This window comes from Pseudomonas marginalis (assembly GCF_900105325.1).
Classification (GTDB): Bacteria; Pseudomonadota; Gammaproteobacteria; order Pseudomonadales; family Pseudomonadaceae; genus Aquipseudomonas; species Aquipseudomonas marginalis.
Genome location: NZ_FNSU01000003.1, coordinates 4107813 through 4133774, shown reverse-complemented (window position 1 = coordinate 4133774; position 25962 = coordinate 4107813). Strand labels below are relative to the sequence as shown.

The 25962-nt window shown below is 60.7% G+C and carries 27 protein-coding genes and 1 other RNA gene; 15 read left to right on the top strand and 13 right to left on the bottom strand.

Annotated elements, in window-relative coordinates:
* Positions 1–40 precede the first annotated feature (40 nt).
* The gene (locus BLW22_RS28635; RefSeq protein WP_074847932.1) at positions 41–490 is read right to left on the bottom strand and encodes an EVE domain-containing protein; all 450 of its coding nucleotides are present in this window, start codon (positions 488–490) and stop codon (positions 41–43) included.
* 193 nt (positions 491–683) lie between these two features.
* On the opposite strand from BLW22_RS28635, the gene BLW22_RS35045 reads away from it, so the two are divergent.
* Positions 684–833 (top strand): hypothetical protein, encoded by a 150-nt coding sequence (locus tag BLW22_RS35045; RefSeq protein ID WP_092355790.1) that lies wholly within the window; start codon positions 684–686, stop codon positions 831–833.
* A gap of 7 nt (positions 834–840) precedes the next feature.
* Here BLW22_RS35045 and BLW22_RS28625 read toward each other — a convergent pair whose 3' ends face one another.
* The 4 genes from BLW22_RS28625 to BLW22_RS28610 form a co-directional block, all read right to left on the bottom strand.
* A complete protein-coding gene (locus BLW22_RS28625) occupies positions 841–1470 on the bottom strand; it encodes a 5-formyltetrahydrofolate cyclo-ligase (protein WP_065948759.1) in 630 nt (209 codons plus the stop codon).
* A 58-nt stretch (positions 1471–1528) separates the two neighbouring features.
* A non-coding RNA gene (gene ssrS, locus BLW22_RS28620) (6S RNA) lies at positions 1529–1707 on the bottom strand.
* 30 nt (positions 1708–1737) lie between these two features.
* Positions 1738–2055 (bottom strand): cell division protein ZapA, encoded by a 318-nt coding sequence (locus tag BLW22_RS28615; protein ID WP_027608375.1) that lies wholly within the window; start codon positions 2053–2055, stop codon positions 1738–1740.
* A complete protein-coding gene (locus BLW22_RS28610; protein WP_007982902.1) occupies positions 2052–2261 on the bottom strand; it encodes a TIGR02449 family protein in 210 nt (69 codons plus the stop codon). Before BLW22_RS28610 ends, BLW22_RS28615 begins: the two co-directional genes overlap by 4 nt.
* 139 nt (positions 2262–2400) lie before the next feature.
* Here BLW22_RS28610 and BLW22_RS28605 point away from each other — a divergent pair, with 139 nt between their 5' ends.
* From BLW22_RS28605 to gcvH, 8 genes are all read left to right on the top strand, one after another.
* Positions 2401–2958, top strand: a complete 558-nt coding sequence (locus BLW22_RS28605) for a YecA/YgfB family protein (RefSeq protein WP_065938043.1) — start codon at positions 2401–2403, stop codon at positions 2956–2958.
* Positions 2959–2982: 24 nt separating this feature from the next.
* The gene (pepP, locus tag BLW22_RS28600; RefSeq protein ID WP_065926645.1) at positions 2983–4305 is read left to right on the top strand and encodes a Xaa-Pro aminopeptidase; all 1323 of its coding nucleotides are present in this window, start codon (positions 2983–2985) and stop codon (positions 4303–4305) included.
* The gene (ubiH, locus tag BLW22_RS28595; protein WP_074847928.1) at positions 4302–5489 is read left to right on the top strand and encodes a 2-octaprenyl-6-methoxyphenyl hydroxylase; all 1188 of its coding nucleotides are present in this window, start codon (positions 4302–4304) and stop codon (positions 5487–5489) included. Before pepP ends, ubiH begins: the two co-directional genes overlap by 4 nt.
* A gap of 61 nt (positions 5490–5550) precedes the next feature.
* On the top strand, positions 5551–6768 hold the full coding sequence (locus BLW22_RS28590; protein ID WP_162844279.1) for a 2-octaprenyl-3-methyl-6-methoxy-1,4-benzoquinol hydroxylase: 1218 nt from the start codon (positions 5551–5553) through the stop codon (positions 6766–6768).
* A 95-nt stretch (positions 6769–6863) separates the two neighbouring features.
* The gene (locus BLW22_RS28585; RefSeq protein ID WP_053127831.1) at positions 6864–7868 is read left to right on the top strand and encodes an extracellular solute-binding protein; all 1005 of its coding nucleotides are present in this window, start codon (positions 6864–6866) and stop codon (positions 7866–7868) included.
* Positions 7869–8029: 161 nt separating this feature from the next.
* A complete protein-coding gene (locus BLW22_RS28580; RefSeq protein WP_065926642.1) occupies positions 8030–9646 on the top strand; it encodes an ABC transporter permease in 1617 nt (538 codons plus the stop codon).
* Positions 9647–9802: 156 nt separating this feature from the next.
* Complete coding sequence (gcvT, locus tag BLW22_RS28575; protein ID WP_074847924.1) at positions 9803–10885, top strand: glycine cleavage system aminomethyltransferase GcvT; 1083 nt, start codon at positions 9803–9805, stop codon at positions 10883–10885.
* Between the two features lie 52 nt (positions 10886–10937).
* Entirely contained in the window at positions 10938–11321 is a 384-nt protein-coding gene (gcvH, locus tag BLW22_RS28570; protein WP_065926640.1) for a glycine cleavage system protein GcvH, read from the top strand.
* Between the two features lie 65 nt (positions 11322–11386).
* On the opposite strand, the gene BLW22_RS28565 is transcribed toward gcvH, so the two are convergent.
* The 7 genes from BLW22_RS28565 to BLW22_RS28535 form a co-directional block, all read right to left on the bottom strand.
* Positions 11387–12529, bottom strand: a complete 1143-nt coding sequence (locus tag BLW22_RS28565; protein WP_065926639.1) for a DegT/DnrJ/EryC1/StrS family aminotransferase — start codon at positions 12527–12529, stop codon at positions 11387–11389.
* Positions 12530–12687: 158 nt separating this feature from the next.
* The gene (locus tag BLW22_RS28560; RefSeq protein WP_083381389.1) at positions 12688–13359 is read right to left on the bottom strand and encodes an outer membrane protein; all 672 of its coding nucleotides are present in this window, start codon (positions 13357–13359) and stop codon (positions 12688–12690) included.
* A gap of 163 nt (positions 13360–13522) precedes the next feature.
* Positions 13523–13840 (bottom strand): DUF2388 domain-containing protein, encoded by a 318-nt coding sequence (locus BLW22_RS28555; RefSeq protein ID WP_027608386.1) that lies wholly within the window; start codon positions 13838–13840, stop codon positions 13523–13525.
* Between the two features lie 69 nt (positions 13841–13909).
* The gene (locus BLW22_RS28550; RefSeq protein ID WP_074847920.1) at positions 13910–14356 is read right to left on the bottom strand and encodes an NfeD family protein; all 447 of its coding nucleotides are present in this window, start codon (positions 14354–14356) and stop codon (positions 13910–13912) included.
* A 10-nt stretch (positions 14357–14366) separates the two neighbouring features.
* Positions 14367–15287, bottom strand: coding sequence for an SPFH domain-containing protein (locus BLW22_RS28545; RefSeq protein ID WP_027608388.1), 921 nt, complete (start codon positions 15285–15287; stop codon positions 14367–14369).
* Positions 15288–15364: 77 nt separating this feature from the next.
* The gene (locus tag BLW22_RS28540) at positions 15365–17044 is read right to left on the bottom strand and encodes a GspE/PulE family protein (protein WP_065926637.1); all 1680 of its coding nucleotides are present in this window, start codon (positions 17042–17044) and stop codon (positions 15365–15367) included.
* A gap of 83 nt (positions 17045–17127) precedes the next feature.
* The gene (locus BLW22_RS28535; RefSeq protein ID WP_065926636.1) at positions 17128–17466 is read right to left on the bottom strand and encodes a hypothetical protein; all 339 of its coding nucleotides are present in this window, start codon (positions 17464–17466) and stop codon (positions 17128–17130) included.
* A 127-nt stretch (positions 17467–17593) separates the two neighbouring features.
* Here BLW22_RS28535 and BLW22_RS28530 point away from each other — a divergent pair, with 127 nt between their 5' ends.
* The gene (locus tag BLW22_RS28530; protein ID WP_010207358.1) at positions 17594–18064 is read left to right on the top strand and encodes an Lrp/AsnC family transcriptional regulator; all 471 of its coding nucleotides are present in this window, start codon (positions 17594–17596) and stop codon (positions 18062–18064) included.
* 41 nt (positions 18065–18105) lie between these two features.
* On the opposite strand, the gene BLW22_RS28525 is transcribed toward BLW22_RS28530, so the two are convergent.
* The gene (locus tag BLW22_RS28525; RefSeq protein WP_074847918.1) at positions 18106–19473 is read right to left on the bottom strand and encodes a CYTH domain-containing protein; all 1368 of its coding nucleotides are present in this window, start codon (positions 19471–19473) and stop codon (positions 18106–18108) included.
* 158 nt (positions 19474–19631) lie between these two features.
* On the opposite strand from BLW22_RS28525, the gene argE reads away from it, so the two are divergent.
* The 5 genes from argE to ssuE all read left to right on the top strand — a co-directional run bounded on the left by argE (position 19632) and on the right by ssuE (position 25899).
* The gene (argE, locus tag BLW22_RS28520) at positions 19632–20780 is read left to right on the top strand and encodes an acetylornithine deacetylase (RefSeq protein WP_074847916.1); all 1149 of its coding nucleotides are present in this window, start codon (positions 19632–19634) and stop codon (positions 20778–20780) included.
* A gap of 133 nt (positions 20781–20913) precedes the next feature.
* Positions 20914–22215, top strand: coding sequence for an amino-acid N-acetyltransferase (gene argA, locus BLW22_RS28515; RefSeq protein ID WP_065926633.1), 1302 nt, complete (start codon positions 20914–20916; stop codon positions 22213–22215).
* A 595-nt stretch (positions 22216–22810) separates the two neighbouring features.
* Positions 22811–24175, top strand: coding sequence for an OprD family porin (locus BLW22_RS28510; protein ID WP_065948767.1), 1365 nt, complete (start codon positions 22811–22813; stop codon positions 24173–24175).
* A gap of 290 nt (positions 24176–24465) precedes the next feature.
* On the top strand, positions 24466–25104 hold the full coding sequence (locus BLW22_RS28505; RefSeq protein ID WP_074847914.1) for a peroxiredoxin: 639 nt from the start codon (positions 24466–24468) through the stop codon (positions 25102–25104).
* A 201-nt stretch (positions 25105–25305) separates the two neighbouring features.
* Positions 25306–25899 (top strand): NADPH-dependent FMN reductase, encoded by a 594-nt coding sequence (gene ssuE, locus BLW22_RS28500; protein WP_027608396.1) that lies wholly within the window; start codon positions 25306–25308, stop codon positions 25897–25899.
* The last annotated feature ends 63 nt before the right edge of the window (positions 25900–25962 follow it).

Here is a 25962-nt window from a genome sequence, read left to right as displayed (position 1 = left end):
TGCAGATGCATGCGCCGGGAGCGTGACCGCAGGGTTCTGGTCAGCGCAGTGCCAGCACCGCCGCCCATTGCTCTGCCGTGACCGGCATCACGGACAAGCGACTGCCTTTTTGTACCAGGGGCAATTCGGCGAGGGCGGTTTGCTGTTTCAGGTAGCCCAGGCCCAGCACCTTGGGAAAGGTCTGGACGTGCGCGACATTGATCGCGCTCCACGGGTTTTTCTCCGGGGTGGCCTTGGCGTCGAAGTAGTGGCTGTCCGGCTCCAGTGCGGTAGGGTCCGGATAGGCGGCCGCGATGATCTTGCCGATGCCGGCAATGCCGGGCTCGGGGCAACTGGAGTGGTAGAAGAAAAATTGGTCACCCACCGCCATCGCCCGTAGGAAGTTGCGCGCCTGGTAGTTGCGCACCCCGTCCCAGCGCGCTTCGCCAAGCTTTTCCAGGCCGTTGATGGAGAGTTCGTCGGGCTCGGATTTCATCAGCCAGTAGGCCATTTTTGCGCTCCTGAAAAAGGCATTGGGCAAGTTGTCAGGCAATTTGATGACAAACCGACAGTCGGTTGGCGCCAAGGTTTGCGTGTTGGTTCACGTTACCGCAAAATGCCGGCCTTTAAGCTTGACGCAGCTGCAACGGACTACTTGGAACGTTGTTGTCATCGTGTACGAGATGCCTGAAGGGGGGCAATCGATGCAACGTAAACCGGATTTACTATGGATATTGGTGATTTTGTTTGGTCTGGGCGTCGTGACCACCGGGTATGCGCAAAGCTTGTGGTCGAACAAGACCGATGCGCCAGTTGAACTGACTCAGCAGCAGCCGCAACCCTTCAAGCGCTGACCCTTCTTCAAGGCGCCGTAGCTTCCTGCGGCGTTTCTGCGACATACCACTGCCTGTCGGTAACGGTGCCAGCCAACGGCACATCCCAGCTGGCCTGTGCCAATCGATCGACCTTCTGACATTCATGGGCCAGGCCCAGCAGTGTCGGCTTGCGCCAGCCCTGGCGACGCGCCAGGTAGGCGAGGCTGCGGTCGTAGAAACCGCCGCCCATGCCCAGGCGGCCACCGGCATCATCGAATCCCACCAACGGCAGCAACACCAGATCCAGCGCCCACACCTTGCGCTGGCGCCTGGCATTGACCCGTGGCTCCAGAATGCGAAAGCGATTGGGCAGCAGCGTTTCCCCAGGCTTCACGCGCTGGAACACCATCTTGGTCCGTGGCCAGGCGCTGAGCACCGGCAGGTAAGTGACCTTGCCCCGGCGCTGGGCGGCGCGCAGCAGCAGGCGCGGATCGATTTCACCGTCCGTCGGTAGATACAGGGAAATATGTTTGGCCCGGCGAAACAGCGGGTGCTGTGCCAGTTGCCGATACAGGCCATGGGCGGCCTGGCGCTGCTCGCTCGGCGTGAGGGCGCGGCGGGCTTTGCGCAACATGCGTCGAAGGTGCGGACGGGAAAGCGGCGCAGGTTCGTTCATGGTTTTTCGGCTCATAAAACAATGCCAGTCCGGGGACTGGCATTGAGTTCTGGAATTCAGGCTCCCCGACAGAGCCGCTGTCGACTCAGCCCTTGAACCCGAAAGTTCAAGGTGGAAGAAGCAGTAGGCTTTAAGGCTTTCCGTCTAGCGGACATGCACACCAGCCCAACGTGCAACTTCCAGGGTAGTGCGAATCGGCTCCGGGACATCGCCGACTGGCAAGCACGCCAGGGAGTGGGGCGAGTATACCTTAAACAGTCGCGGCAATCAGCCCTTGGGTTGCTCTGTGTCGCTGGAAAGCACCAGGTCCACGCGTTCGAGCAGGTCGCGCACCTGCTCACGTGTCGAGCCGCTGGCCTGTACGTCAGGGCGCTCCTGCTTATGCAGCAGGTCGTGGGTAATGTTCAGGGCGGCCATTACGGCGATGCGGTCGGCACCAATGACTTTGCCGCTGCTGCGGATTTCGCGCATCTTGCCGTCCAGGTAGCGGGCGGCGCTCACCAGGTTGTTGCGCTCTTCCTGGGGACAGATGATCGAATATTCTTTGTCGAGGATCTGCACGGTGACGCTATTGCTTGAACTCATGAGTCTTGCTCCAGGGCCTTCAGGCGCGAAATCATCGATTCGACCTTACGCCGGGCGATTTCGTTTTTTTCAATGAGGTGAGCGCGTTCCTCGCGCCAGGTCTTTTCCTGAGCTAATAGGAGTCCGTTTTGACTCTTAAGTTGCTCGACCCGAGTAATTAGCAATTCGAGTCTGGCCATCAGCGCTTGCAGGTCGGTGTCTTCCATTGGGTTCCACTGGATTTTGTCTGATGAATGGCAACTGCAGGATAAACGATCTGACGCCCTCGATAGTCTTGGTGCGTCTGCCGGTGCTAGGATACAGCGCTCCATTCTAGACATTGCGCCGTCTGGCGCCTAGCTCACCATGCCCATTCAGAACTCCCCGTACGATGCTTTTTCCAAACTGCTGAGCACCAGCGGCCATCCTTGCTCGCCCGCCGAGCTGCATGGCGTGCTGCTCGGCCGCAGTTGCACCGGTGTTGGCTTTGATGCCGACAACTGGCTGGCCGATGTGGCCGAGCTGCTGGAAACCGAACCGACCGATAACGTGCGTAACGCGCTGATCGGCCTGCAAGAGATGGTCAAGGGCGAACTGACCGGTGATGACGTCACCGTGGTCCTGCTGCTGCCGACCGACGATGCACCGCTCCCCGAACGCGCCGCCGCACTGGGCCAATGGTGCCAGGGCTTCCTCCACGGTTTCGGCGTGAACGCCGGCGGCCTGGAACTGAGCACCGACGCCAAGGAAGTGCTGCAGGACCTGGCGGCCATCTCCCAGGTGCAAGATGCCCTGGAAGAGTCCGAAGACGGCGAAGGCGACTACATGGAAGTCATGGAATACCTGCGCGTCGCGCCGTTGCTGCTGTTCACCGAGACCAGGAAGTCCGCTGAGCCTGCTGCACCCAAGCCTTCGCTGCACTAAAAGAGAAAGGAAGCCAATCTGCCCATGATCCATATCCCCAAAGCGGAATACACCCGGCGTCGCAAGGCGCTCATGGCGCAGATGGAACCCAACAGCATCGCGATCCTGCCGGCTGCCGCCGTGGCGATCCGCAATCGCGATGTGGAGCACGTCTATCGCCAGGACAGCGACTTCCAGTACCTGAGCGGTTTCCCCGAGCCGGAAGCGGTGATCGTGCTGATGCCCGGTCGCCAGCATGGCGAGTACGTGCTGTTCTGCCGCGAACGCAATGCCGAGCGCGAATTGTGGGACGGCCTGCGTGCCGGTACCGAAGGCGCCATCCGTGACTTTGGCGCCGACGATGCCTTCCCCATCACCGATATCGACGACATCCTGCCCGGCCTGATCGAAGGCCGCGACCGGGTGTATTCGGCCATGGGCAGCAACGCCGAATTCGATCGGCACCTGATGGAGTGGATCAACGTCATCCGCTCCAAAGCGCACCTTGGCGCCCAGCCACCGAACGAGTTTGTTGCCCTGGATCATCTGCTCCACGACATGCGCCTGTATAAATCGGCGGCGGAAGTGAAGGTGATGCGCGAGGCAGCGCGCATTTCCTGCGCGGCCCATGTGAAGGCCATGCAGGCCAGTCGCGCCGGCTTGCATGAGTTCAGCCTGGAAGCCGAGCTGGATTACGAATTCCGCAAGGGCGGCGCGAAGATGCCGGCCTATGGCTCCATCGTCGCCACCGGGCGCAACAGCTGCATCCTGCATTACCAGCAGAATGACGCCGTGCTCAAGGATGGTGACCTGGTGCTGATCGATGCCGGTTGCGAAATCGACTGCTACGCCAGCGACATCACGCGCACCTGGCCGGTCAATGGCAAATTTTCGCCGGAACAGAAGGCGATCTATGAAATCGTGCTGGCTTCCCAGGAGGCCGCCTTTGCCGAGATCGCGCCGAACAAGCATTGGAACCAGGCCCACGAGGCGACGGTGCAGGTCATCACTGCCGGGCTGGTGAGTCTGGGGTTGCTGAAGGGCGACGTCGACGAACTGATCGCCAGTGAAGCCTACAAACCCTTTTATATGCATCGCGCTGGCCATTGGCTGGGGATGGATGTGCATGACGTCGGCGAGTACAAGGTGGGTGGCGAATGGCGAGTGCTGGAAGTCGGCATGGCACTGACCGTGGAGCCAGGCATCTACATCTCGCCGGATAACCAGACCGTAGCGAAGAAATGGCGTGGCATTGGCGTGCGCATCGAGGACGACGTGGTGGTGACCAAGCAAGGCTGTGAAATCCTGACCGGCGGCGCCCCCAAGAGCGTCGTTGAAATCGAAGCCCTGATGGCGGCCGCCCGATGAGCCGGGTCAACCTGGCGATTATCGGCGGCGGCCTGGTGGGCGCGAGCCTGGCGCTTGCGTTGCAGGCCGGTGCCAAGGCGCGTGGCTGGAAGATCGTGCTGATCGAACCCTTCGCGCCCGGCGACAGCTACCAGCCGAGCTACGATGCGCGGTCTTCGGCGCTGTCCTACGGCGCCCGGCAGATTTATCAGCGCCTGGGCCTGTGGCAGCAGATCTCGCGCCGCGCCGAGCCGATCAAGCAGATCCATGTGTCGGACCGTGGGCGCTTCTCCACCGCGCGACTGTCCGCCATGGAGGAGGGCGTGCCAGCCCTCGGTTACGTGGTGGAAAACGCCTGGCTCGGTCAATGCCTGTGGCAAGGCCTGGACAAGGACGTGGTGAGTTGGCGCTGCCCGGCGGAAGTCACACGCATGGAGCCGCTGCCCGATGGCTACCGCCTGACCCTCAACGATGAAACCGTGCTGGAATGCGACCTCGCGGTGCTCGCCGACGGCGGCCGCTCCGGCCTGCGCGAGCAACTGGGCATTGGCGTGAAAACCCGTCCGTACAACCAGAGCGCGCTGATCGCCAACATCACCCCGAGCGAAGCCCACAACGGCGAAGCGTTCGAGCGTTTCACCGATGAAGGCCCGATGGCCCTGCTGCCGCTGCCGGACAACCGTTGCGCACTGGTATGGACCCGTATCGGCATGGACGCACAGCGCCTGGCCAGTCTCGATGAACGCAGCTTCCTGAACGAGTTGCAGGGCGTGTTCGGCTACCGCCTGGGCACCCTCAAGCAAGTCGGCGCCCGTCATCTGTATCCGTTGACCCTGGTGGAAGCCGAAGAGCAAGTGCGCTCGCACCTGGCGATCCTCGGCAATGCCGCCCACAGCCTGCACCCGATTGCCGGGCAGGGGTTCAACCTGTCCCTGCGTGATGCGCACGCCTTGGCCGAGGCCTTGCTGGCCGGGCCGGCGGTGCCGGGCGACCTGGCGACGTTGCAGGCTTATCGCGAGCGTCAGCGCATGGATCAGAAGTTGACCGTGGGTTTCTCCGACCAGGTCACGCGGCTGTTTGGCAGCGCGCAACCGCTGGTCGCCCTGGGCCGCAATATGGGCCTGCTGGGCCTGGACCTGCTGCCACCGGCCAAGCGTTGGTTCGCCCGTCAGGCCATGGGCCTGGGTACCCGTCCCGATGCGTGAGACTTATCAATCCTTTTACGTGCGGTGCAAGCCGCCAGCGAGACAGGCTTAAAGCATGGACATGCGCGCAGATGTGCTGATTGTCGGGGCCGGAATGGTCGGAAGCGCCCTGGCGCTGGCATTGCAAGGCAGCGGCCTGCAAGTGTTGCTGCTCGACGGCAGCCCGCTGAGCGTCAAGCCGTTCGACCGCGCGGCGGCCTTCGAACCCCGTGTGAGTGCCTTGTCGGCGGCCAGCCAGCGCATCCTCGAGCGCCTCGGTGTGTGGGATGGCATCGTTGAACGACGCGCCAGCCCGTACGGCGAGATGCAGGTGTGGGACGGCAGCGGCACCGGGCAGATTCACTTTTCGGCGGCCAGTGTGCATGCCGAAGTGCTCGGGCATATTGTCGAGAACCGTGTGGTCCAGGATGCCTTGCTCGAGCGTCTGCACGACTGCGACCTGGGCCTGCTGGCGAATGCGCGCCTGGAGCAGATGCGCCGTTCCGGCGATGACTGGCTGCTGACCCTGGCCGATGGCCGCACATTGCGCGCGCCGCTGGTGGTGGCCGCCGATGGCGCCAACTCCGCCGTGCGCCGCCTGACCGGCACCGCGACCCGTGAATGGGACTACCTGCATAACGCCATCGTTACCAGCGTGCGCAGCAGCCAGCCGCACCAGCGCACGGCCTGGCAACGCTTTACCGACACCGGCCCGCTGGCGTTTTTGCCGCTGGAGCGGGACGGGCAGCAAGATTGGTGCTCGATCGTCTGGTCGACTACGCCGGTTGAATCCGAACGCCTGATGGCGCTGGATGATGAAAGCTTCTGCCGTGAACTGGAGCGCGCCTTTGAAGGGCGCCTCGGTAGCGTGGTCAGCGCCGATCCGCGTGTGTGCGTACCCTTGCGTCAGCGCCACGCCAAACGCTATGTGGCCGAGGGCGTGGCATTGATCGGCGACGCCGCCCATGTCATCCATCCATTGGCCGGGCAGGGCGTCAACCTGGGTTTCCTCGATGCGGCGGTGCTGGCCGAAGTGTTGTTGTCGGCCACCGAGCGCGGTGAACGTCTGGCCGATGTGAAGGTGCTCAGCCGTTACGAGCGCCGACGAATGCCCCATAACCTGGCCCTGATGGCGGCGATGGAAGGCTTTGAGCGCCTGTTCCAGGCCGATCAACTGCCGCTGCGCTGGTTGCGTAATGCCGGGTTGAAGATGGTCGACCAGATGCCCGAAGCCAAGGCCGTGTTTGTGCGCCAGGCCCTCGGGTTGAGCGGGGATCTGCCGGACCTGGCCAAGCCCTGACAGGTTTGTGCAACATTTGGTAACGGCTCCGCCGAGCGTTACCAAATGTGAGTCCCTATCATTTGCGCTTATTTTGCAAATGAGAGACCGCCCCCATGTTGGCACCCAAGCGCCTCCTGACTGCCCTGGCACTCACCCTGATCGGCAGCACCACCGTGCAGGCAGCCGACGAAGTGGTGGTCTACTCCTCGCGTATCGACGAACTGATCAAACCGGTGTTCGACGCCTACACCCAAAAGACCGGTGTCCAGGTGAAGTTCATCACCGACAAGGAAGCCCCGCTGATGCAGCGCATCAAGGCCGAGGGCGAAAACGCCACCGCCGACCTGCTGCTCACCGTGGATGCCGGCAACCTCTGGCAGGCCGAGCAAATGGGCATTCTGCAACCGTTCACCTCGCCGGTAATCGACAAGAACATTCCCCTGCAATACCGCTCTTCGGCGCATGCCTGGACCGGTTTGAGCCTGCGCGCGCGGACCATCGCGTACTCCACCGACCGGGTCAAACCGGGTGACCTGACCACCTACGAGGCCCTGGCCGACAAACAGTGGGAAGGCCGCCTGTGCCTGCGCACGGCGAAAAAGGTCTACAACCAATCGCTGACCGCCACCCTGATCGAAACCCACGGCGCGGCCAAGACCGAAGAAATCGTCAAGGGCTGGGTGAATAACCTGTCCACCGACGTGTTCTCGGATGACATTGCGGTGCTGGAGGCAATCAACGCCGGGCAATGCGACGTGGGTATCGTCAATACCTACTACTACGGTCGTCTGCACAAGCAGAAGCCGGACCTGGCGGTGAAGCTGTTCTGGCCGAACCAGGGCGACCGTGGCGTGCATGTGAACCTGTCGGGCATCGGCTTGACCAAGCACGCACCACACCCGGAAGCCGCCAAGGCATTGGTGGAGTGGATGACCACGCCTGAGGCGCAGAAGATCTTTGCCGACGTGAACCAGGAATTCCCGGCCAACCCGGCGGTACCGCCGTCGGCTGAAGTGGCGACTTGGGGCAAGTTCGTGGCGGATACATTGCCGGTGGAAGTGGCGGGCAAGCGCCAGGCTGAAGCCATTCGCCTGATGGATCGGGCGGGCTGGAACTAAGTACAATTTGTAGGACGCCGCAGATCCAAATGTGGAGGGGCTTGCCCCCGATGTCGGAGTGTCAGTCTACTCATCGTGGACTGACACTCCGACATCGGGGGCAAGCCCCTCCCACATTGAATTGTGGTGATTTGAAGATATTCATTATTGAGAACCCACCCTTGGCCCACCCCGCACAACGCCGCTGGTACCTGCCGGTCTTCAGCGTCGCCGCCCTGGTGCTACTGCCGCTGAGCGTGCTGTTGCTGTCCTGGCAAAGCATCGACGCGCAAATCTGGTCCCACCTGTGGGAAACCCAGATGCCGCGGTTGCTGGGCAACACCCTGACCCTGGTGCTGGGGGTCGGCGTCGGTGTAACCCTGTTGGGGGTCAGCCTCGCCTGGCTCACCAGCCTCTGCGAATTCCCCGGCCGGCGTTGGCTCGACTGGGCGTTGATGCTGCCCTTTGCCATTCCCGCCTATGTGCTGGCTTTCGTGTTTGTCGGCCTGCTGGATTTTTCAGGCCCCGTGCAGACCCTGCTGCGCGAAGGGTTCGGCACCGGCTTGCGTCTGCCACGGGTGCGCTCCACCAGCGGCGTGATCATTGTGCTGGTGCTGGTGTTCTATCCCTACGTGTACCTGTTGGCGCGCAGCGCATTCCTCGCCCAGGGCAAGGGCCTGATGGAGGCGGCACGGGTGCTGGGACAGTCGCCCTTGCAGGCATTCTGGCATGTGGCCCTGCCCATGGCGCGGCCGGCGATAGGGGCCGGGGTGGCGTTGGCACTGATGGAGACCCTGGCGGATTTCGGTGCGGTGTCGGTGTTCAACTTCGATACCTTCACCACCGCTATCTACAAGACCTGGTACGGCTTTTTCAGTCTGTCCAGCGCGGCCCAACTGGCCAGCCTGTTGCTGTTGGTGGTGATGCTGGTGCTGTATGGCGAACGGCGTGCCCGGGGCGCCAGTCGGGCTAGCAATGAACGGCCACGGGGCAAGGCGCTGTACCACTTGCGCGGGTTCAAGGCGGCGGCTGCCACTGCCTGGTGTGGATTGGTGTTTGCCTGTGCCTTTGTCATCCCGATGCTGCAATTGGTCGCCTGGTTCTGGCAGCGCGGCCGGTTCGACCTGGATGAGCGCTATTCGGGCCTGATCGTCCATACCCTTTACCTGGGCGGCATTGCCGCGCTGATCACGGTCAGCGTGGCGCTGGTACTGGCCTTCGCCAACCGCCTGGCGCCGACCCGGGCGATTCGCTCCGGTATCAGCCTGGCCAATGTCGGCTATGCCTTGCCGGGCTCGGTGCTGGCGGTGTCGATCATGCTGGCGTTCAGTTACCTGGACCGTGAGCTGGTGGTACCGCTGTCCGGCTGGCTCGGCGGGGCGGGCAAGCCATTGTTGCTGGGCAGTCTGTCGGCGCTGGTGCTGGCGTATCTGGTGCGCTTTCTGGCCGTGGCCTACGGGCCGCTGGAAAACAGCCTGGCGCGCATCCGGCCTTCGTTGCCGGAAGCAGCGCGTAGTTTGGGCGTGAGTGGGCCGCGACTGTTTTGCAAAGTGTATCTGCCGCTGTTGCTGCCCGGCACCCTGAGTGCAGCACTGCTGGTGTTCGTAGACGTGCTCAAGGAAATGCCCGCAACCCTGCTGATGCGCCCGTTCGGCTGGGACACCCTGGCGGTGCGGATCTTTGAAATGACCAGCGAAGGCGAGTGGGCGCGGGCTTCTCTGCCAGCGTTGACGCTGGTGCTGGTGGGGCTGCTGCCGGTCATCGGGCTGATCCGACGCTCCGCCCGACCAATCGGTTAGGTGCCAGTCCTACGGCTTGCGGCTACAATGCGCGGCATTCGGTGCGGTCCGTCCTTCGGATCGAGTCGCTGTACGTGGCTGCAGGCCTTGTCATTCAAGGTGTCCGGCACGGGCAACGACGCTGCGCACCTTCGCCAAGCCCGGAAGGAGAAACCCATGGGACAGCGTACGCCTCTGTATGACCTGCATCTCGCCCTCGGCGCGAAAATGGTCGATTTTGGCGGTTGGGATATGCCTTTGCACTACGGCTCGCAAGTTGAGGAGCACCATCAGGTGCGGCGCGACTGCGGGGTGTTCGATGTATCTCATATGACCGTGATCGATGTCACCGGCCCCCAGGCCAAGGATTGGCTCCAGCACCTGCTGGCCAATGATGTCGAGCGTTTGCACGGCTGTGGCCGTGCGTTGTACAGCGCCATGCTCAACGAGCAGGGCGGCGTGGTGGACGACATGATCGTCTACCGCACCGAGACCGGATACCGGCTGGTGGTCAACGCCGCCACCCGAGACCAGGACATGGCCTGGATCCAGGCGCAACTTGGCAGCTATCAGGTGCACCTGCATGAGCGGCCCGAGTTGGCCATGCTCGCCATTCAAGGTCCCCACGCCCGGCAGAAGATTGCCGAGTTGGTCACCCAGTCTCGCGGTACCCTGATCCACCAGCTCAAGCCCTTTGAAGGGCATGCCGACGGCGATTGGTTTATCGCCCGCACGGGTTACACCGGCGAAGACGGCCTGGAAATTGTCCTGCCTGCCGATCAGGCGCCGGGGTTTTTCAACGATCTGGTCGGTGCGGGGATTTCCCCCATAGGCCTCGGCGCGCGGGACACCCTGCGGCTGGAAGCCGGCATGAACCTGTACGGCCAGGATATTCACCAGGACGTTTCGCCCCTGGCGGCCAACATGGCCTGGAGCATTGCCTGGGAACCTGCCGAGCGCAATTTCATCGGGCGTGCGGCGCTGGAAGCAGAGTTGGCCGCCGGTGTGCAGTTCAAACTGGTCGGGCTGGTACTGGAAGAACGTGGGGTTTTACGTGCTCACCAGGTGGTTCGCATCGCCAATGTTGGCGAAGGGGAGATCACCAGTGGTAGTTTCTCACCTACGCTGAGCAAATCCATTGCCCTGGCGCGTGTACCGACGGCGACTGCCGATCGGGCCGAAGTGGAAATCCGCGGCAAGTGGTACCCGGTTCGAGTGGTCAAACCGACCTTCGTGCGCCATGGCAAAACCTTGATCTAACTATTTCCGGCAGGCCAATGGCTGCTGACATTTCTTCTTGAGGACACAGACTATGAGCGATATCCCTGCCGACCTGCGTTTTGCCGAAAGTCACGAATGGGCCCGTCTGGAAGCTGACGGTACGGTGACCGTCGGGATCTCCGACCATGCTCAGGAAGCTTTGGGTGATGTGGTGTTTGTTGAGTTGGCCGAAGTCGGCGCTACGTTTGAAGCCGAAGGCCAGGCGGGTGTGGTTGAGTCGGTGAAGGCTGCTTCGGATATCTACGCCCCGGTTGCCGGTGAAGTGATTGCCGTCAACGAGGAGCTGGGTGGCAGCCCTGAGCTGCTGAACTCCGACCCTTACGGCGCGTGGATCTTCAAGCTCAAGCCAAGCAACCCGGCTGATCTGGAAAAACTGCTGGATGCGGCTGGCTACAAAGCCGCCATCGGCGAGTAACCGCAAGACCCATGTGGGAGGGAGCAAGCTCCCTCCCACATTCAATCGTCGTGAGCCGTGAGTGTTCAGTTCGCTTTCAGGACTGCCTTTACCGCCGCCACCGACCGCTCCACATCTGCCTCTGTCATCGCCGTGAACATCGGCAACGACACGATCAAACGTCCAACCTTTTCCGCTACCGGGAACATCCCTTCCTTGAACCCCTGTGCCCGATAAAGGCTCAGCAGGTGAATCGGCGGGTAGTGATAGCCAATGCCAACACCCTGTGCCTGCATTTTCTCCATGAAGGTTGCGCGGGCCGGCAGGCCATCGTGACGCTCCGGCAGCACCAACTGGAACAGGTGCCAGTTGCTGTTTTCGAAGTCAGCCGGCGGCAGTTGCGCGCCGTACTTTTCTTCGAAATCACTGCCGAAACATTTGAAGTAGTGCTGTGCCAGGTGCTGGCGATGGGCGGTGATCTTCTCGATGTGGGCAAACTGCCCCAGGCCGATGGCCGCAGCGATGTCGGTCATGTTGAACTTGCCGCCCAGTACATCCACGTCCAGGCCGTCGAAGCCGGTGCGGGTGACGCCCTGCAGGCGGTATTTTTCCGCCAGGCGGGCTTCTTCGGCATTGTTCAACACCAGGCAACCGCCCTCGGAAGAGGTGATGTTCTTGTTGGCCTGGAAGCTGAACGATACAAAGTCCCCGGTGGAGCCGATGCGCTCGCCATCCCAGCTGGAGCCCAGGGCCTGGGCGGCGTCTTCGACAATGCGCAGGTTGTACTTGTTGGCCAGTGCGTACAGCATCGGCATGTCCAAGGGCAGGCCGGCCAGGTACACCGGGATGATCGCCTTGGTGCGCGGGGTGATTGCGGCTTCCACCTGGGCCAGGTCGATATTGCGGGTGACCGGGTCGATGTCGGCGAACACCGGCGTGGCACCTACTTCCAGGATCACGTTGGCTGTTGCGACCCAGGAGATTGGTGTGGTGATGACTTCATCGCCGGGCCCGATACCGGCGATACGCAAGGCGATCTCCATGGTGCAAGTGCCCGAGTTGAAGGTGCGCACCGGCCGGCCGCCAAAGTATTCCGACAGCTGTGCTTCGAACGCCTGCACTTTCGGCCCGCTGGTGATCCAGCCCGAGCGCAGTACATCGCCGACCGCCGAGATGGTGGCTTCATCGATGGTAGGTTTGGAGAACGGCAGAAAGGGCTGTTGGCTCATGACGACGAAGGCATCCGTTTCAGATTGGCGATGAGTAAGCGAGGGTTCAGTCCCGGCATGGTGGCACGGTTAGACTGAATATAGCCTGTCGCCTGTGAATGAATCGTCATGCACGGACACGGAAGTGCCGCTTGAACGGCGGCATTTCCTGTTGCCGGTCAGAAGTACACACGGGTTTCAAAGAACACACTCTGCTCCTTGAGCTTGCCCTTGAGCTGTTCATCACGAGCGTTTATCCGGTTGGTGAAGGTGTTGTAGCCGGTCTCGATACGGCCCATGTCCACGTAGCGCCAACCTGTGCCAAAGGAAATGCGGTCGTTGACCTTGGCATCCAGGCCCAAGCCTACGCTGTAGGCAAAATTATATTGGCGGTGGCTGGCAAAGCGACGGGTGTCATTGCTCTGAAAACCCTCGGCATCAATTTGTGCGACGCCCATCCCCGCCATGCCGTAGAACGACAGCCAATGGGTGAGCGGTATGTTTTTATAGCCGTTGACCATCACGCGCTGACTGTCCGCTTCAAGACGGTTGACGTTGGCATTGAAGGGCGACCAGAAGGAGTCGAAGGTCGAGCTGCCGGAGAGGGTGTATTCCCCTTCCGCGCGCCAGCCATTGGCGAAGGCATAACCTACTGCGTAGGATCCGGTGAATGTTTTAGTGCTATCAGGCGCTTCCACTCGTTCGGTGACGCGCGGGCTGGTCAACAGTGCACTGGATAGATTCTGGCGTGCACTGTTAAATTTTGCCGAGCCGTACCAGGCCTCTGCCTGTGCATAAGGCGTTGCAATAGCAGTGAGGAACAGAAAGGAAGATAGTTTTCGCATGGTTATCGATTCACTGAGGGGAAGGGTGGAATCGATAGCTTGTCGCCGGGTGAGCGCAGTGATCGAGAGGACTTCTCCTGTTCAATCGTCAACTCATCAGTCTTTGCTGTAGGAAGAAAAGCGGCACAAAAAAGCCGCTCCCAGGGAGCGGCTGTTTTAACCGGCGGTTTTACTCGGCGGCGATAGCGTTTTTCGCCAGGATAGCGTTGGCCAGCTCCATATCCGTGGCCTGCAGGCCAGGGTTATCGGCGCGGACTTTTTGCATGGCGGCTTCCAGGTACGGGCCGCGGATACCGCCGTCGCTGGCAACGAAGCTGCCTGCGTCGTCTTGTGCGGCAACCACCAGCTTGTGGTCCTTGAAGGTCAGGTAGGTCGAGCCGGTAGTGGCGCCCGACGAGATGACATTGCGCCAGAAACTGTCGGCCATGGCTGAACCGACAGGAAGGGAAAGCACAGCGAGGGTAGCGACAGCATATTTAAGACGCATGATGGGTGACTCCGGGTGGGTGATCTGTACCGTTTGATTGCAGTTAGCCCAGCCGAGTTCCATCACAGACTAAACAGTTTCTACCTTCAAGATCACGCCATCGAGGCCCACCACACGCACTTGAGCGCCTACTGGGCTGTCAGGCCCGGTCACCATCCAGACGCCATCACCGACTTTTACCTTGCCCCGACCCTCCACAATCGCCTGATGCACCACGAACACGCGGCCGATCAGCTCCGAGCCACGCTCGTTGAGCCCCGGCTGGTCACTGGCTTTGGCACTGCTGCGCTGGCGTCTCCACCAGTACACCGCCGTCAATATCGACAGCACAGCGAACAGCAACAGTTGCCACTCCAGCCCGAGCGGCGGCACCAGAAACTTGATCACGCCCACGGCTGCCGCAGCTATGCCCATCCACAGCAGGTAGCCACCGGCGCCGAATACTTCAAGAATCAATAGCACTGTACCCAGTGCGAGCCAATCCCAGAACGAAAGATGCTGCAGGAAATCCCACATGGCGATCGCCTCAGGCTTTCTTGTTGTCGAAGGTTGCCTTGACGATTTCGCCGATGCCGCCGACAGCGCCGATCACCTGGCTGGCTTCCAGCGGCATCAGGATCACTTTGCTGTTATTGGCCGACGCCAATTTGCCAAGGGCATCGATGTATTTCTGCGCGACGAAGTAGTTGATGGCCTGTACGTTGCCGGTGGCAATCGCTTCGGAAACCACCTGGGTCGCGCGGGCCTCAGCCTCTGCCTGACGCTCACGGGCTTCAGACTCCAGGAACGCGGCCTGGCGTCCACCTTCGGCTTCAAGAATCTGTGCCTGCTTCTTGCCTTCGGCCGTCAGGATCGCCGACGCCCGCAGACCTTCGGCTTCCAGGATCTGTGCGCGCTTGATCCGCTCGGCTTTCATCTGGCCGGACATGGCGGCCATCAGGTCGGCGGGCGGGCTGATGTCCTTGATTTCGATCCGGGTGATCTTGATGCCCCACGGCGCCGTGGCTTCATCGACGGTGCGCAGCAGTTTTTCGTTGATGCCGTCGCGCTGGCTGAGCATGGCATCCAGCTCCATGGAGCCGAGCACGGTACGGATATTGGTTTGCAGCAGGTTGCGGATAGCGTGTTCGAGGTTGTTGACCTCGTAGGCGGCCTGGGCGGTATTGACCACCTGGAAGAAGCACACGGCGTCGATCTGCACGGTGGCGTTGTCGGCGGTGATGACTTCCTGGGGCGGGATATCCAGCACGCTTTCCATCACGTTGATCTTGCGGCCGATGCGGTCCATGACCGGGATGATGATGTTCAGACCCGGCTTGAGGGTGTTGGTGTACCGGCCGAAGCGCTCGACGGTCCACTGATAGCCCTGGGGTACCACCTTGAAGCCCATGAACAGGATGGCGATGGCCAGGCCCACGAAAAGAAGCAGTACGGTTCCGATCTGCATAGCGATTCCCTATCTGTTGGTGTCAGTTAAACGACGTTCGGCGGATTGTAACGGTCTTGTCACCGATAAGGACGGTTTCAGCACGGGGTAATCAACGCATTTGTTACCGAATCCCCAGGCGTCACTCGCAATACCTCGGCCATTGTGGTCAGCCCCGCCTTGACTTTACCCACGCCGGCCATGCGCAGGCCGCACATGCCTTGCGCCACCGCCTCCCTGCGCAGGGACTGCGCGTCGGCGCCTGGCGTGATCAGCGCCTTGAGCGAGTCATTCAGCACCATGATCTCGTAGACCCCGGCGCGCCCGCGAAACCCGCTGTTTCGGCATTCTGCACACCCTACCGCTTCGTGAGCATCGCCCGCCACCCGCTTGCAATGAGGGCACAGCAAGCGCACCAAGCGCTGCGCCATTACGCCCAATAACGTCGCCTTGATCAAATAATGAGCAATGCCCAGTTCCTGCAAGCGGCTGATGGCGCTGGGCGCATCGTTGGTGTGCAGCGTCGAGAGCACCAAATGCCCGGTCAATGCGGCCTGGATCGCCATCTCGGCGGTTTCCTGGTCGCGGATCTCGCCGATCATGATGATGTCCGGGTCCTGGCGAAGCAGGGCTCGGATGCCGTTGGCGAACGTCAGGTCGATATTGGGCTGTACCTGCATTTGATTAAACGCCGGCTCGACCATCTCGATCGGGTCTTCCACGGTGCAAAGATTGACCTCCCGGGTCGCCAAGTGTTTGAGCGTGGTGTAGAGGGTGCTGGTCTTGCCTGAACCGGTAGGCCCCGTGACCAGGATGATGCCGTTGGTGTGGCGCGTCATGTCGTGCCATCGCTGCTGGTCCTCGGCCGACAAGCCCAGCTCGTCAAAGTCCTTGAGCAGCACCTGCGGGTCGAAAATCCGCATCACCAGTTTCTCGCCAAAGGCAGTGGGCAAGGTCGACAGCCGCAACTCGACTTCTGTGCCGGCAGGGCTTTTGGTCTTGACCCGACCGTCCTGGGGTTTGCGTTTTTCCGCCACGTTCATCCGCCCGAGGCTTTTCAGGCGGCTGACCACCGCCATCGTCACTTGGGGTGGAAATTGATAGACGTCGTGCAGCAGCCCATCAATGCGAAAGCGCACGCGTCCTTGCTCACGGCACGGCTCGATATGAATATCACTGGCCCGCTGGGCGAACGCGTATTGCAACAGCCAGTCGACGATATTGACGATATGCGCGTCGTTGGCGTCCGGCTCCTGGTCGCTGGCGCCGAGGTTGAGCAACTCGACGTTGCCAGGCCCCGCCACCTTTTGATCCGCACCGCTGACGGACTTCGCCAGCCGGTAGAATTCGCTGATACAACGCTGAATGTCCTGGGGGTTGGCAACCACGCGCCTGATCGAGCGCTGGAGCACTTGTGCCAGTCCCGATTCCCAGCTGGTGATATGGGGCTGGGCGCTGGCAACGGTGACGGTCTGCGCGTCCACGGCTACCGCAAGGATGGCGTGGCATTGGGCAAACGCGTGGGACATCAGCGGCACGACCGTTGCGACATCGATCTTCAGCGGGTCGATACGCCAATAAGGTTGCCCCACATGTTGGGCAAGCCACTGGGTCAGGGTTTCCAGGGAAGGCCCATGGGCGGCGATGCACTCCAACGGATGCTGGGCGTTGCCGGCGGGCAGCGCTGATAAGCGCTGCGCGATGTCGGGAGCAATCACCCCTTCCTCGACCAGCGCCGGGAGCAACTGATGCAGTTCCAATCGGTGATCAGCAGACATGAAGGTGTTCCTGGGTAGCCTCGGACGACATTTCAGGCTAGCCAGCCGCCGAATATCTTCCTCCCAGCGTATGTTGCAGGCCTTTACCGAGCTGCTGCCGCCACGGCCGCAGGCCCCACTGAATCAGCGCGCCACACATGCAGCGTGCACACGCTGATCAGGTTTCGAATCTTTTCGGCGATCACTTGGGCGCGATGCCAGCTCAGGCTATCCATCACGATATCGATGTTCAGCAGGTCTTCCTGGCGGCTCACGTTGACCTGGCTCGGTGTCAGGAACTGCAACGCAAAATAGTTGAGTACCCGACACAACACATCGGGCTCCGCCTCGGCGACGATCCGGTAATGCGCCTGGCAATGGGCGCTGCTGGCAGCCCACACATCGACACGGGTCAGGGGGTGAGTGGTTTCGACGGCATGCATGCTGATTCTCCAGATTCGACTGGAGAAATTTTTACATTCGCGTCGGGAGATTTCTTATCTAAGATGAGCCTGATTTGCGTTTTATTGAATCAATCAATTCATAAAGTCCATACATAAAGGTATTTTTATGCACAGCGAATTGGACGCCTACGACCGCCGCATCCTGGCCCTGCTGCAAGAGGACGCCTCGCTGTCCAGCGCGCAGATCGCCGAACAGGTCGGACTGTCCCAGTCGCCGTGCTGGCGACGCATCCAGCGGCTCAAGGAGGAAGGAGTGATTCGCGGCCAGGTCACTCTGCTGGATCGCAAGAAGATCGGCCTGAATACGCAGATCTTTGCCGAGGTCAAACTCAACGCCCACGGCCGATCCAACTTCACCGAGTTCACCGACGCGATTCGTGGGTTTCCGGAAGTGCTGGAGTGCTATGTGCTGATGGGGGCGGTGGATTTTCTGCTGCGCATCGTGACGTCGGACATTGAGGCGTACGAGCGGTTTTTCTTCGAGAAGTTATCGATGGTGCCGGGGATTCAGGAGGTCAACTCGATCGTGGCGCTGTCCGAGATCAAGTCGACCACCAGCCTGCCAGTATTGCGCTGACAGGATCGGCCTCATCGGGGGCTAGGCCCCCGATGGCGATATTACAGGCGCAGCAGGGTCTTCCAGGCACGGTTCTGATACACCGCAATCGCCTGATGCATGCGCGCATCCAGCGACTCGTCGGTGATCGGCTGGTTGGCCAGTTGCGCCAGCTTGTTCAGCTCGCCGTACAAACGATCCAGTTCCGCAATGTCCACCACGTTACGCGCATGGTGCAGCCAGGCCTGGATGCGTTCGATGCGCGGCAGTTGCTCGGCCAGGTCTTCCGGTTGCTGCTGGTAGCGCGGCAGTTGCAGGGCGACGGCATCGTCGGCCAGCAGGCGCGGCAGCCAGTTGGTGATTTGCGCGGCGCCCTGGCGGTTGCCGCGCACGTTGCGGTCGGCAGTCCAGGTGCGGGCCATCAGCCAGCGTGACATGTTCAGCGAGAACAAGCCCCAGCGCACGTCGTCCAATTCTTCGGCAAACTGCTCGGGTGCGGCTTTGCGGATGTCTTCGTCGTCGTCACCGGCCTGGACCAGTGGGCGCCAGTCTTCCAGCAGTGCATCGAGTGCGCTGCGCAGTTCGCTGGTGGATTGACGCGGTGCGGCCTGGCCTAGGCTGCCGATCAGGGCGCGCAGTTCGCCGAGGTTGTCGACCCAGTCCTGCAGCAGACGCCAGTGGCCATTGAAGCGGTATTGCTCGGCCAGGCGCTGGCTGCTGCCGAGCAGGTGCCACATGATTGCGGCGAAGGCGTCGTCCAGCGGCATTTCGGCGTGGATCTGCGGCGCCGGCAGGCTCAGGGAGTAGCTGCTGGCTTCGTACAGGCGGTAGCCGCGCTCGGCCTTGCTGATGTCACACGGCATCAGTGCGAGGGTGGCGGCCAGCTCGGCGGCCAACTCCAGCAGCGCAGCCGGCTCGCCTTCGCGCAGTTCCAGTTCCAGCTCGCAGATTTCTTCTTTCTGCTTACCCACGACCACATGGCCCAGGTCCAGGGCGGCTTCGATCACCACCTTGGCCTTGCCACGGCCCCAGGCGATTTCGGCGCGCTCGCGCACGAAGTCGGTGGTGAAGATCGGCTTGAGGGTCTTTTTGTCCAGATCGGCCAGTTGCTCGGGCCAGCAGTCGCCGTCGAGTTTCTTCACGTCGAGCTTGGCCTTGGGCAGGTCCCAGTTGTACTCATTGCGTTCCGATAGGCCGGCGACGCTTTGGCCACGGGTCTTGAGGGTCTGGATAATCTCGTCACCGTCCTTGCGCAGGCGCAGGGCGACTTTGGCCTGGGCCAGGTCACGCTCGGGGGTGTCGAAGTACTGGTTCATCAACTCACGGCGTTCCCAGCCACTTTTGTTGCGTTTTTTCAGTAGCGGGTGCTCACGCAGCGCGGCGAGTGTTTCGCGGCTGACGCGGAGCTTGATTTCGGTTTCTTTCTGCATGGCCGGAAAATCCAGGATCGGGAGCGCAGCCGGGGAAAAGAGTGGCTGCCAAGGTCGTGCAGTGTACAGGACTGAGCCCGGCAACGCGCCGCAACGGTTTATTGTCTCGTGCAGATGCCTCTATAGTGGGGCTCATCCGGGAAGTAGGGAGACCGCGTATGCCGTTACCGTCCATGAAAGAGCAGTTCGCCGCGCTGATTGCCGCGCCTTCGGTGAGTTGCACCCAAGTGTCTCTCGACCAGACCAACCGCCCGGTGATCGATTTGCTCGCCGGTTGGTTGGGCGACCTGGGGTTCTCCATTGACATCCAACCGGTCAGCCCCGGCAAATTCAACCTGCTGGCCAGCTTTGGCACAGGCCCCGGCGGCCTGGTATTGGCCGGCCATAGCGACACCGTTCCTTATGACGCTGCGTTGTGGAAGACCGATCCGCTCAAGCTGACGGAAGTCGACGGCCGCTGGGTAGGATTGGGCAGTTGCGACATGAAGGGTTTTTTCGCGCTGGCGATTGAAGCGGTGTTGCCGCTGCTGGACCAACCGTTCAAGCAACCGTTGCTGATCCTCGCCACCTGCGATGAAGAAAGCTCCATGTCCGGTGCCCGGGCATTGGCCGAAGCCGGGCGCCCGTTGGGCCGCGCGGCGGTGATCGGTGAACCGACCGGCCTCAAGCCGATCCGCCTGCACAAAGGCGTGATGATGGAGCGTATCGACATTCTGGGCCAAAGCGGCCATTCGTCGGACCCAAGCCTGGGACACAGCGCCCTGGAAGCCATGCATGACGCCATCGGCGAGCTGCGCGGCCTGCGCCTGGCCTGGCAGCGCGAGTACCGCAATCCACAATTCAGCGTGCCGCAACCGACCATGAACTTCGGCTGTATCCATGGTGGCGACAACCCCAACCGTATCTGCGGCCAGTGCTCCCTGGAATTCGACCTGCGGCCCTTGCCGGGCATGGATCCCGAAGTGCTGCGTGCGGCTATCCGGCAAAAGCTCGAACCCCTGGCCGAGCGCCATAAGGTCAAGATCGACTACGCGCCGTTATTCCCCGCAGTGCCGCCGTTCGAGCAGGTCGAAGACGCCGAGTTGGTGCGGGTCGCGGAACGATTGACCGGGCATCGTGCCGAAGCAGTAGCGTTCGGCACCGAAGCGCCTTATCTTCAGCGCCTTGGTTGTGACACCCTGGTGCTCGGCCCTGGCGACATCGCCTGTGCCCATCAACCGGGCGAGTACCTCGAAATGTCACGCTTGACGCCTACAGTGCGTCTATTGCGGGAACTGATCGAACATTACTGCCTGAAACCTGCGTAAATTAACCCCTGTCCATTCGTACATAAGGAGAGCGAGCGTGTCGCCAAGCCTGTTCCGACGATAACCATCAGCCCGCTGTGCGTTTTCACGACTCATCCTTTTTCGGCTGCTTTTTATTACAGGCCCAGGTTCCATGCCCGACTACGTTAATTGGCTTCGTCACGCTTCGCCCTACATCAATGCCCACCGCGACTGCACCTTTGTGGTCATGTTGCCCGGCGACGGTGTGGATCATCCGAATTTCGGCAATATCGTCCACGACCTGGTGCTGCTCCACAGCCTGGGCGTGCGTCTGGTGCTGGTGCACGGTTCGCGCCCACAGATCGAAGCGCGCCTTGAAGCGCGCGGCCTGGTCCCGACTTACCATGAAGGCATGCGCATCACCGATGCCGCGACGCTGGAGTGTGTGATCGACGCGGTCGGCCACCTGCGTATCGCCATCGAAGCGCGCCTGTCGATGGACATGGCCTCGTCGCCGATGCAGGGCTCGCGCCTGCGGGTGGCCAGCGGCAACCTGGTGACGGCGCGGCCTATCGGTGTGCTTGACGGCGTGGATTACCACCACACCGGCGAAGTGCGCCGGGTCGATCGCAAGGGCATCAATCGCCTGCTGGATGAGCGCTCCATTGTGCTGCTGTCGCCCCTGGGCTATTCGCCGACGGGGGAGATCTTCAACCTGGCCTGCGAAGACGTCGCCACCCGCGCCGCCATCGACCTGGGGGCGGACAAGCTGCTGCTGTTCGGCGCTGATCTCGGCCTGATCGATGAAAATGGCCGCCTCGTCCGCGAACTGCGCCCGCAACAAGTACCGGCACACCTGCAACGCCTGGGCAGCAGCAACTACCAGTCCGAATTGCTCGATGCGGCGGCCGAGGCCTGTCGTGGCGGGGTAGGGCGCAGCCACATCGTCAGCTACGCCGAAGACGGCGCCTTGCTCACCGAACTGTTCACCCGCGATGGCGGCGGCACGCTGGTAGCCCAGGAGCAATTCGAACGGGTGCGCGAGGCGGCGATTGAAGACGTCGGCGGCTTGCTCGACCTGATCAGCCCCCTGGAAGAACAGGGCATCCTGGTGCGCCGTTCGCGGGAAGTGCTCGAGCGTGAGATCGAGCAGTTCAGCGTGGTGGAGCGCGAAGGCATGATCATCGCGTGTGCGGCGTTGTATCAGATCGCCGATTCGGACGCGGGTGAACTGGCTTGCCTGGCGGTGAACCCGGAGTACCGCCACGGCGGGCGGGGTGACGAGCTGCTGGAGCGTATCGAAACCCGTGCCCGGGCCCAGGGGTTGAAGACGCTGTTCGTACTTACCACGCGGACTGCCCACTGGTTCCGTGAGCGTGGCTTTGTGCCGAGCAGCGTGGATCGCCTGCCATCGGCACGGGCCTCGCTGTACAACTACCAGCGCAACTCGAAGATTTTCGAGAAGGCCTTGTAGAGCCCTACCCCCAAGTCACCGGGCAGGCTCGTGCAAGAGCCTGCCGTCACGCACGACTAAAGTTTAAGCATTCTTGATCTGACGCCGATAACAGGTGGACGGCTATGGATAGAGTGTGGACGCTCGCAACACCTGAACCTTCGAATGGGCGGCTTGGACAGCAAAAGAAACGATTAGTGACACAAAAACTGTAACAAATTGACGGGAGGATGTGCCTTTGGCCATGATGGCGTCGCCTTTTTGATCGTGGGTGACGTATGCAACAGCGCGGCCACACTAATCGATCTAAAAAAGCTCTAACAAATACCCTTTAGGAATTAGCTTGTGTGGCGAGTGGTCTATGCTGGCCTGCCCACGTCACGGAAAGTCTTATTCCTGAATCGTATGAAAAAGAATGAAATAATTCTTTTTGGGTGTATGAAAAACTCATTACCCTGCAGGGACCAAATCAACGGTGGTTAGACGAAGGTAGTAGACACACAAGGTTACGATTGACTTGTCAGTCACTATCCGGTGCTAATCGCGCATCTGTGGATCGAGGGCGTCAGACCCGAGACCAAAGAAATACAAAAATTAGAAACGAGAGGAGCGGTACATGAAGAAGTCCACCTTGGCACTGTCTGTAGCTTTGGGCGTAATCGCTCAGCAAGCAGGCGCTGCCGGTTTCATCGAAGACAGCAAGGCCACACTGGGTCTGCGTAACTTCTACATCAACACTGATAACCGTGATGGCGCCCCTGGTGCCACCACCCGCAGCAAGAACGCCGAGTGGGGCCAAGGCTTCGATCTGCGTTTCATCTCGGGTTACACCCAAGGTACTGTTCAGTTCGGCGTTGATGCAATTGGCCTGTATGGCGTGCGTCTGGATTCAAGCCGTGCAGAACATGGTAACTACAGTGGCACCGCTTCCGGTGGCACCGTGTTCCCAAGTGACGGCAATACCGCTGTCAACGATTACGCCAGCCTGGGCGTGACCGGCAAGGTCAAGATCTCCCAAACCGAGCTGAAGCTGGGCACCCTGCAGCCTAAGCTGCCCGTTATCGTGACCAACGATGGTCGTCTGCTGCCGCAAACCTTCCAAGGTGGCCAGATCACTACCAACGACATCAAGGATTTGACCTTGGTTGCTGGTCAGATCGAGCATGCCAAGGGCCGTAACTCCAGCAACAACGAAGGCTTGTCGCTGGGCGGCGCCAACGGTAGCTCCAACTACAACACAGGCACTTTCGTTAACAAGTTCTACTATGCGGGTGGTGACTACAAAATCACCAAAGACCTGACTGCCCAGTACTACTACGGCAACCTGGAAGACTTCTACAAGCAGCACTTCCTCGGCCTGACGCACAACTGGGCAATCGGCCCGGGCGTTTTGAAGTCTGACCTGCGTTATTTCAACAGCTCTGACGATGGTAAAAACGGCAACACCCCTGCTTACTACACCAACGGTAACTACAACGGCTTCAACGCCGGCAAGGGTAAGGTCGACAACAACCTGTACAGCGGCCTGTTCCTGTACACCGTTGCCGGTCACACCTTCGGTGGTGGTTATCAGGTCAGCAACGGCAGCAGCGACTTCCCTTGGCTGAACCAGGGTGACGGTTCGTCGGCTTACCTGACGACCGACATGCAGATCCAAAAGTTCGCCCGTGCCGGCGAACGTACCTGGCAAGCTCGCTACGCGTATGACTTCGCCAAAGTTGGCGTACCTGGCCTGACGGCGGGTGTTGTTTACCTGAAAGGTAGCGACATCGACACTATCGCCAACAACAACGGTCGTGCTGAAACCACCGGCCAGTCCGAGTGGGAACGCGACATCACCGTTGCCTACGTGATTCCAGAAGGTCCGCTGAAAAACCTCGGCGTTGCCTGGAAAAACGCTATGTGGCGCACCGACCTGGCGAACACCCGTTCCCAGGACGAAAACCGCCTGATCGTCAGCTACTCGCTGCCACTGTTCTAGTAGCGTAAAGCTGTTGTAAGACTGTAAACCTTGCCCGGCGCACGCCGGGCAAGGTGTCTTGCTTTTCAAGTCGGGCTAAACCCCCGCAAGCCCTTCCTGAACCCCTCTTTGTACAGCGTCTCAAGGCCTTCTCGAACCTTGGAAACGATGTTGCGCCTCGCCCTTTCCCGCGTCCAATGAACAGATTTTTAATATTCCTTTATCGTCTAGATAAATCGATATTTATTCTTTTTAAATAATCCGCAATCCATGCACAGTGGGCTCCATAAGCACTCACCAGGAGCCACACCATGAGCCTAAGACTGGGCGATATCGCCCCCGACTTCGAACAGGATTCCAGCGCCGGCAAGATTCGTTTCCACGAATGGCTGGGCGACAGCTGGGGTGTGTTGTTTTCCCACCCGGCGGACTTCACCCCGGTGTGCACCACTGAGCTGGGCTTCACCGCCAAGCTCAAGGACGAGTTCGCCAAGCGCGGCGTCAAGGCCATCGCCCTGTCGGTGGACCCGGTGGATTCGCACCACAAGTGGATCGAGGACATCAACGAAACCCAGGACACGGTCGTCAACTTCCCGATCCTGGCTGACGCGGACCGCAAGGTTTCGGACCTCTACGACCTGATCCACCCGAATGCCAGTGACACCCTCACCGTGCGTTCCTTGTTCGTGATCGACCCGCACAAGAAGATCCGCCTGACCATCACCTACCCGGCCAGCACCGGCCGTAACTTCCATGAAATCCTGCGGGTCATCGACTCGCTGCAACTGACCGACAACTACAAAGTCGCCACCCCCGCCAACTGGCAGGACGGTGATGAAGTGGTGATCGTGCCGTCGCTCAAGGATGAGGAAGAGATCAAGAAGCGCTTTCCGAAGGGGTATCGGGCGGTGAAGCCGTATTTGCGGCTTACTCCACAGCCCAATCGTTGAAACTGAATCACAGCAGGGGTTTTCAGGCCGTTTCGACGGCCTTTTTTTTCGCCTGGCGGTTTATAAATCTTATATGCATTTAAAGAATAAACAAATGAAAAAATAAGATTTATAGATATATAAATCTGCTGATAAGGTCTGTTCCATCTTGGCGCCATCGCCACACAGCGAACCGCCGGCACTTGCTCAAGGAATTCCTGCATGTTGGTCGTAACACTTGGAGGCAGTCCCAGCCAGCGTTCCCGCTCCGGGGTCTTGCTGGAAAAAACCCGTCAGTGGTTGCAAGACAAAGGCGTTGAAGTGGTGAGTTACCAGATACGGGACTTCCCGGCTGAAGACTTGCTGCATGCACGCTTCGACAGCCCCAAGGTCATTGACCTGCTGCAACAGGTGGCTAACGCGGATGGCCTGGTGATCGCCACGCCGGTGTACAAGGCTTCGTTCTCCGGGGCGTTGAAAACCGTGCTCGACCTGCTGCCCGAGCGCGCCCTGGCCCACAAGGTTGTGCTGCCGATGGCGACCGGCGGCAGCATCGCCCACATGCTGGCGGTGGATTACGCCCTGAAGCCGGTATTGTCGGCCCTCAAAGCCCAGGAGCTGCTCCACGGCATCTTTGCCGAAGACAGCCAGATCGCCTACGGCGAAGGCAGTGCCCAGGCACAACTGGTACCGGTCCTCGAACACCGTTTGCACGAGGCCCTGGAGACGCTTTATGGCGCCATGGCCCGTCGTCCGAAACCGTTGGACCCGCATGTGTTGAATGAACGTTTGTTGAGTGCTCGCTGGAGCATTTAAGTCAGCCTCACCGCTATATAGATGTACTCACCTTACTCAGCCGCCAACGGCCAAGCAGGTGCA

Excerpts from the sequence above, each read along its gene's own strand:
- BLW22_RS28535 (WP_065926636.1), bottom strand. The coding sequence starts at position 17,466 with ATGCATGCCGTCGAAACCACTCACCCCCTGACCCGTGTCGATGTGTGG.
- argA (WP_065926633.1), top strand. The coding sequence starts at position 20,914 with ATGCCCGACTACGTTAATTGGCTTCGTCACGCTTCGCCCTACATCAAT.
- BLW22_RS28610 (WP_007982902.1), bottom strand. The coding sequence starts at position 2,261 with ATGGAAGACACCGACCTGCAAGCGCTGATGGCCAGACTCGAATTGCTA.
- BLW22_RS28530 (WP_010207358.1), top strand. The coding sequence starts at position 17,594 with ATGCACAGCGAATTGGACGCCTACGACCGCCGCATCCTGGCCCTGCTG.
- BLW22_RS28590 (WP_162844279.1), top strand. The coding sequence starts at position 5,551 with ATGCGCGCAGATGTGCTGATTGTCGGGGCCGGAATGGTCGGAAGCGCC.
- BLW22_RS35045 (WP_092355790.1), top strand. The coding sequence starts at position 684 with ATGCAACGTAAACCGGATTTACTATGGATATTGGTGATTTTGTTTGGT.
- gcvH (WP_065926640.1), top strand. The coding sequence starts at position 10,938 with ATGAGCGATATCCCTGCCGACCTGCGTTTTGCCGAAAGTCACGAATGG.
- BLW22_RS28605 (WP_065938043.1), top strand. The coding sequence starts at position 2,401 with ATGCCCATTCAGAACTCCCCGTACGATGCTTTTTCCAAACTGCTGAGC.
- BLW22_RS28555 (WP_027608386.1), bottom strand. The coding sequence starts at position 13,840 with ATGCGTCTTAAATATGCTGTCGCTACCCTCGCTGTGCTTTCCCTTCCT.
- BLW22_RS28585 (WP_053127831.1), top strand. The coding sequence starts at position 6,864 with ATGTTGGCACCCAAGCGCCTCCTGACTGCCCTGGCACTCACCCTGATC.
- BLW22_RS28625 (WP_065948759.1), bottom strand. The coding sequence starts at position 1,470 with ATGAACGAACCTGCGCCGCTTTCCCGTCCGCACCTTCGACGCATGTTG.
- BLW22_RS28635 (WP_074847932.1), bottom strand. The coding sequence starts at position 490 with ATGGCCTACTGGCTGATGAAATCCGAGCCCGACGAACTCTCCATCAAC.
- BLW22_RS28545 (WP_027608388.1), bottom strand. The coding sequence starts at position 15,287 with ATGCAGATCGGAACCGTACTGCTTCTTTTCGTGGGCCTGGCCATCGCC.
- BLW22_RS28540 (WP_065926637.1), bottom strand. The coding sequence starts at position 17,044 with ATGTCTGCTGATCACCGATTGGAACTGCATCAGTTGCTCCCGGCGCTG.
- argE (WP_074847916.1), top strand. The coding sequence starts at position 19,632 with ATGCCGTTACCGTCCATGAAAGAGCAGTTCGCCGCGCTGATTGCCGCG.
- BLW22_RS28615 (WP_027608375.1), bottom strand. The coding sequence starts at position 2,055 with ATGAGTTCAAGCAATAGCGTCACCGTGCAGATCCTCGACAAAGAATAT.
- BLW22_RS28550 (WP_074847920.1), bottom strand. The coding sequence starts at position 14,356 with ATGTGGGATTTCCTGCAGCATCTTTCGTTCTGGGATTGGCTCGCACTG.
- BLW22_RS28565 (WP_065926639.1), bottom strand. The coding sequence starts at position 12,529 with ATGAGCCAACAGCCCTTTCTGCCGTTCTCCAAACCTACCATCGATGAA.
- BLW22_RS28505 (WP_074847914.1), top strand. The coding sequence starts at position 24,466 with ATGAGCCTAAGACTGGGCGATATCGCCCCCGACTTCGAACAGGATTCC.
- ubiH (WP_074847928.1), top strand. The coding sequence starts at position 4,302 with ATGAGCCGGGTCAACCTGGCGATTATCGGCGGCGGCCTGGTGGGCGCG.
- BLW22_RS28510 (WP_065948767.1), top strand. The coding sequence starts at position 22,811 with ATGAAGAAGTCCACCTTGGCACTGTCTGTAGCTTTGGGCGTAATCGCT.
- BLW22_RS28525 (WP_074847918.1), bottom strand. The coding sequence starts at position 19,473 with ATGCAGAAAGAAACCGAAATCAAGCTCCGCGTCAGCCGCGAAACACTC.
- gcvT (WP_074847924.1), top strand. The coding sequence starts at position 9,803 with ATGGGACAGCGTACGCCTCTGTATGACCTGCATCTCGCCCTCGGCGCG.
- pepP (WP_065926645.1), top strand. The coding sequence starts at position 2,983 with ATGATCCATATCCCCAAAGCGGAATACACCCGGCGTCGCAAGGCGCTC.
- ssuE (WP_027608396.1), top strand. The coding sequence starts at position 25,306 with ATGTTGGTCGTAACACTTGGAGGCAGTCCCAGCCAGCGTTCCCGCTCC.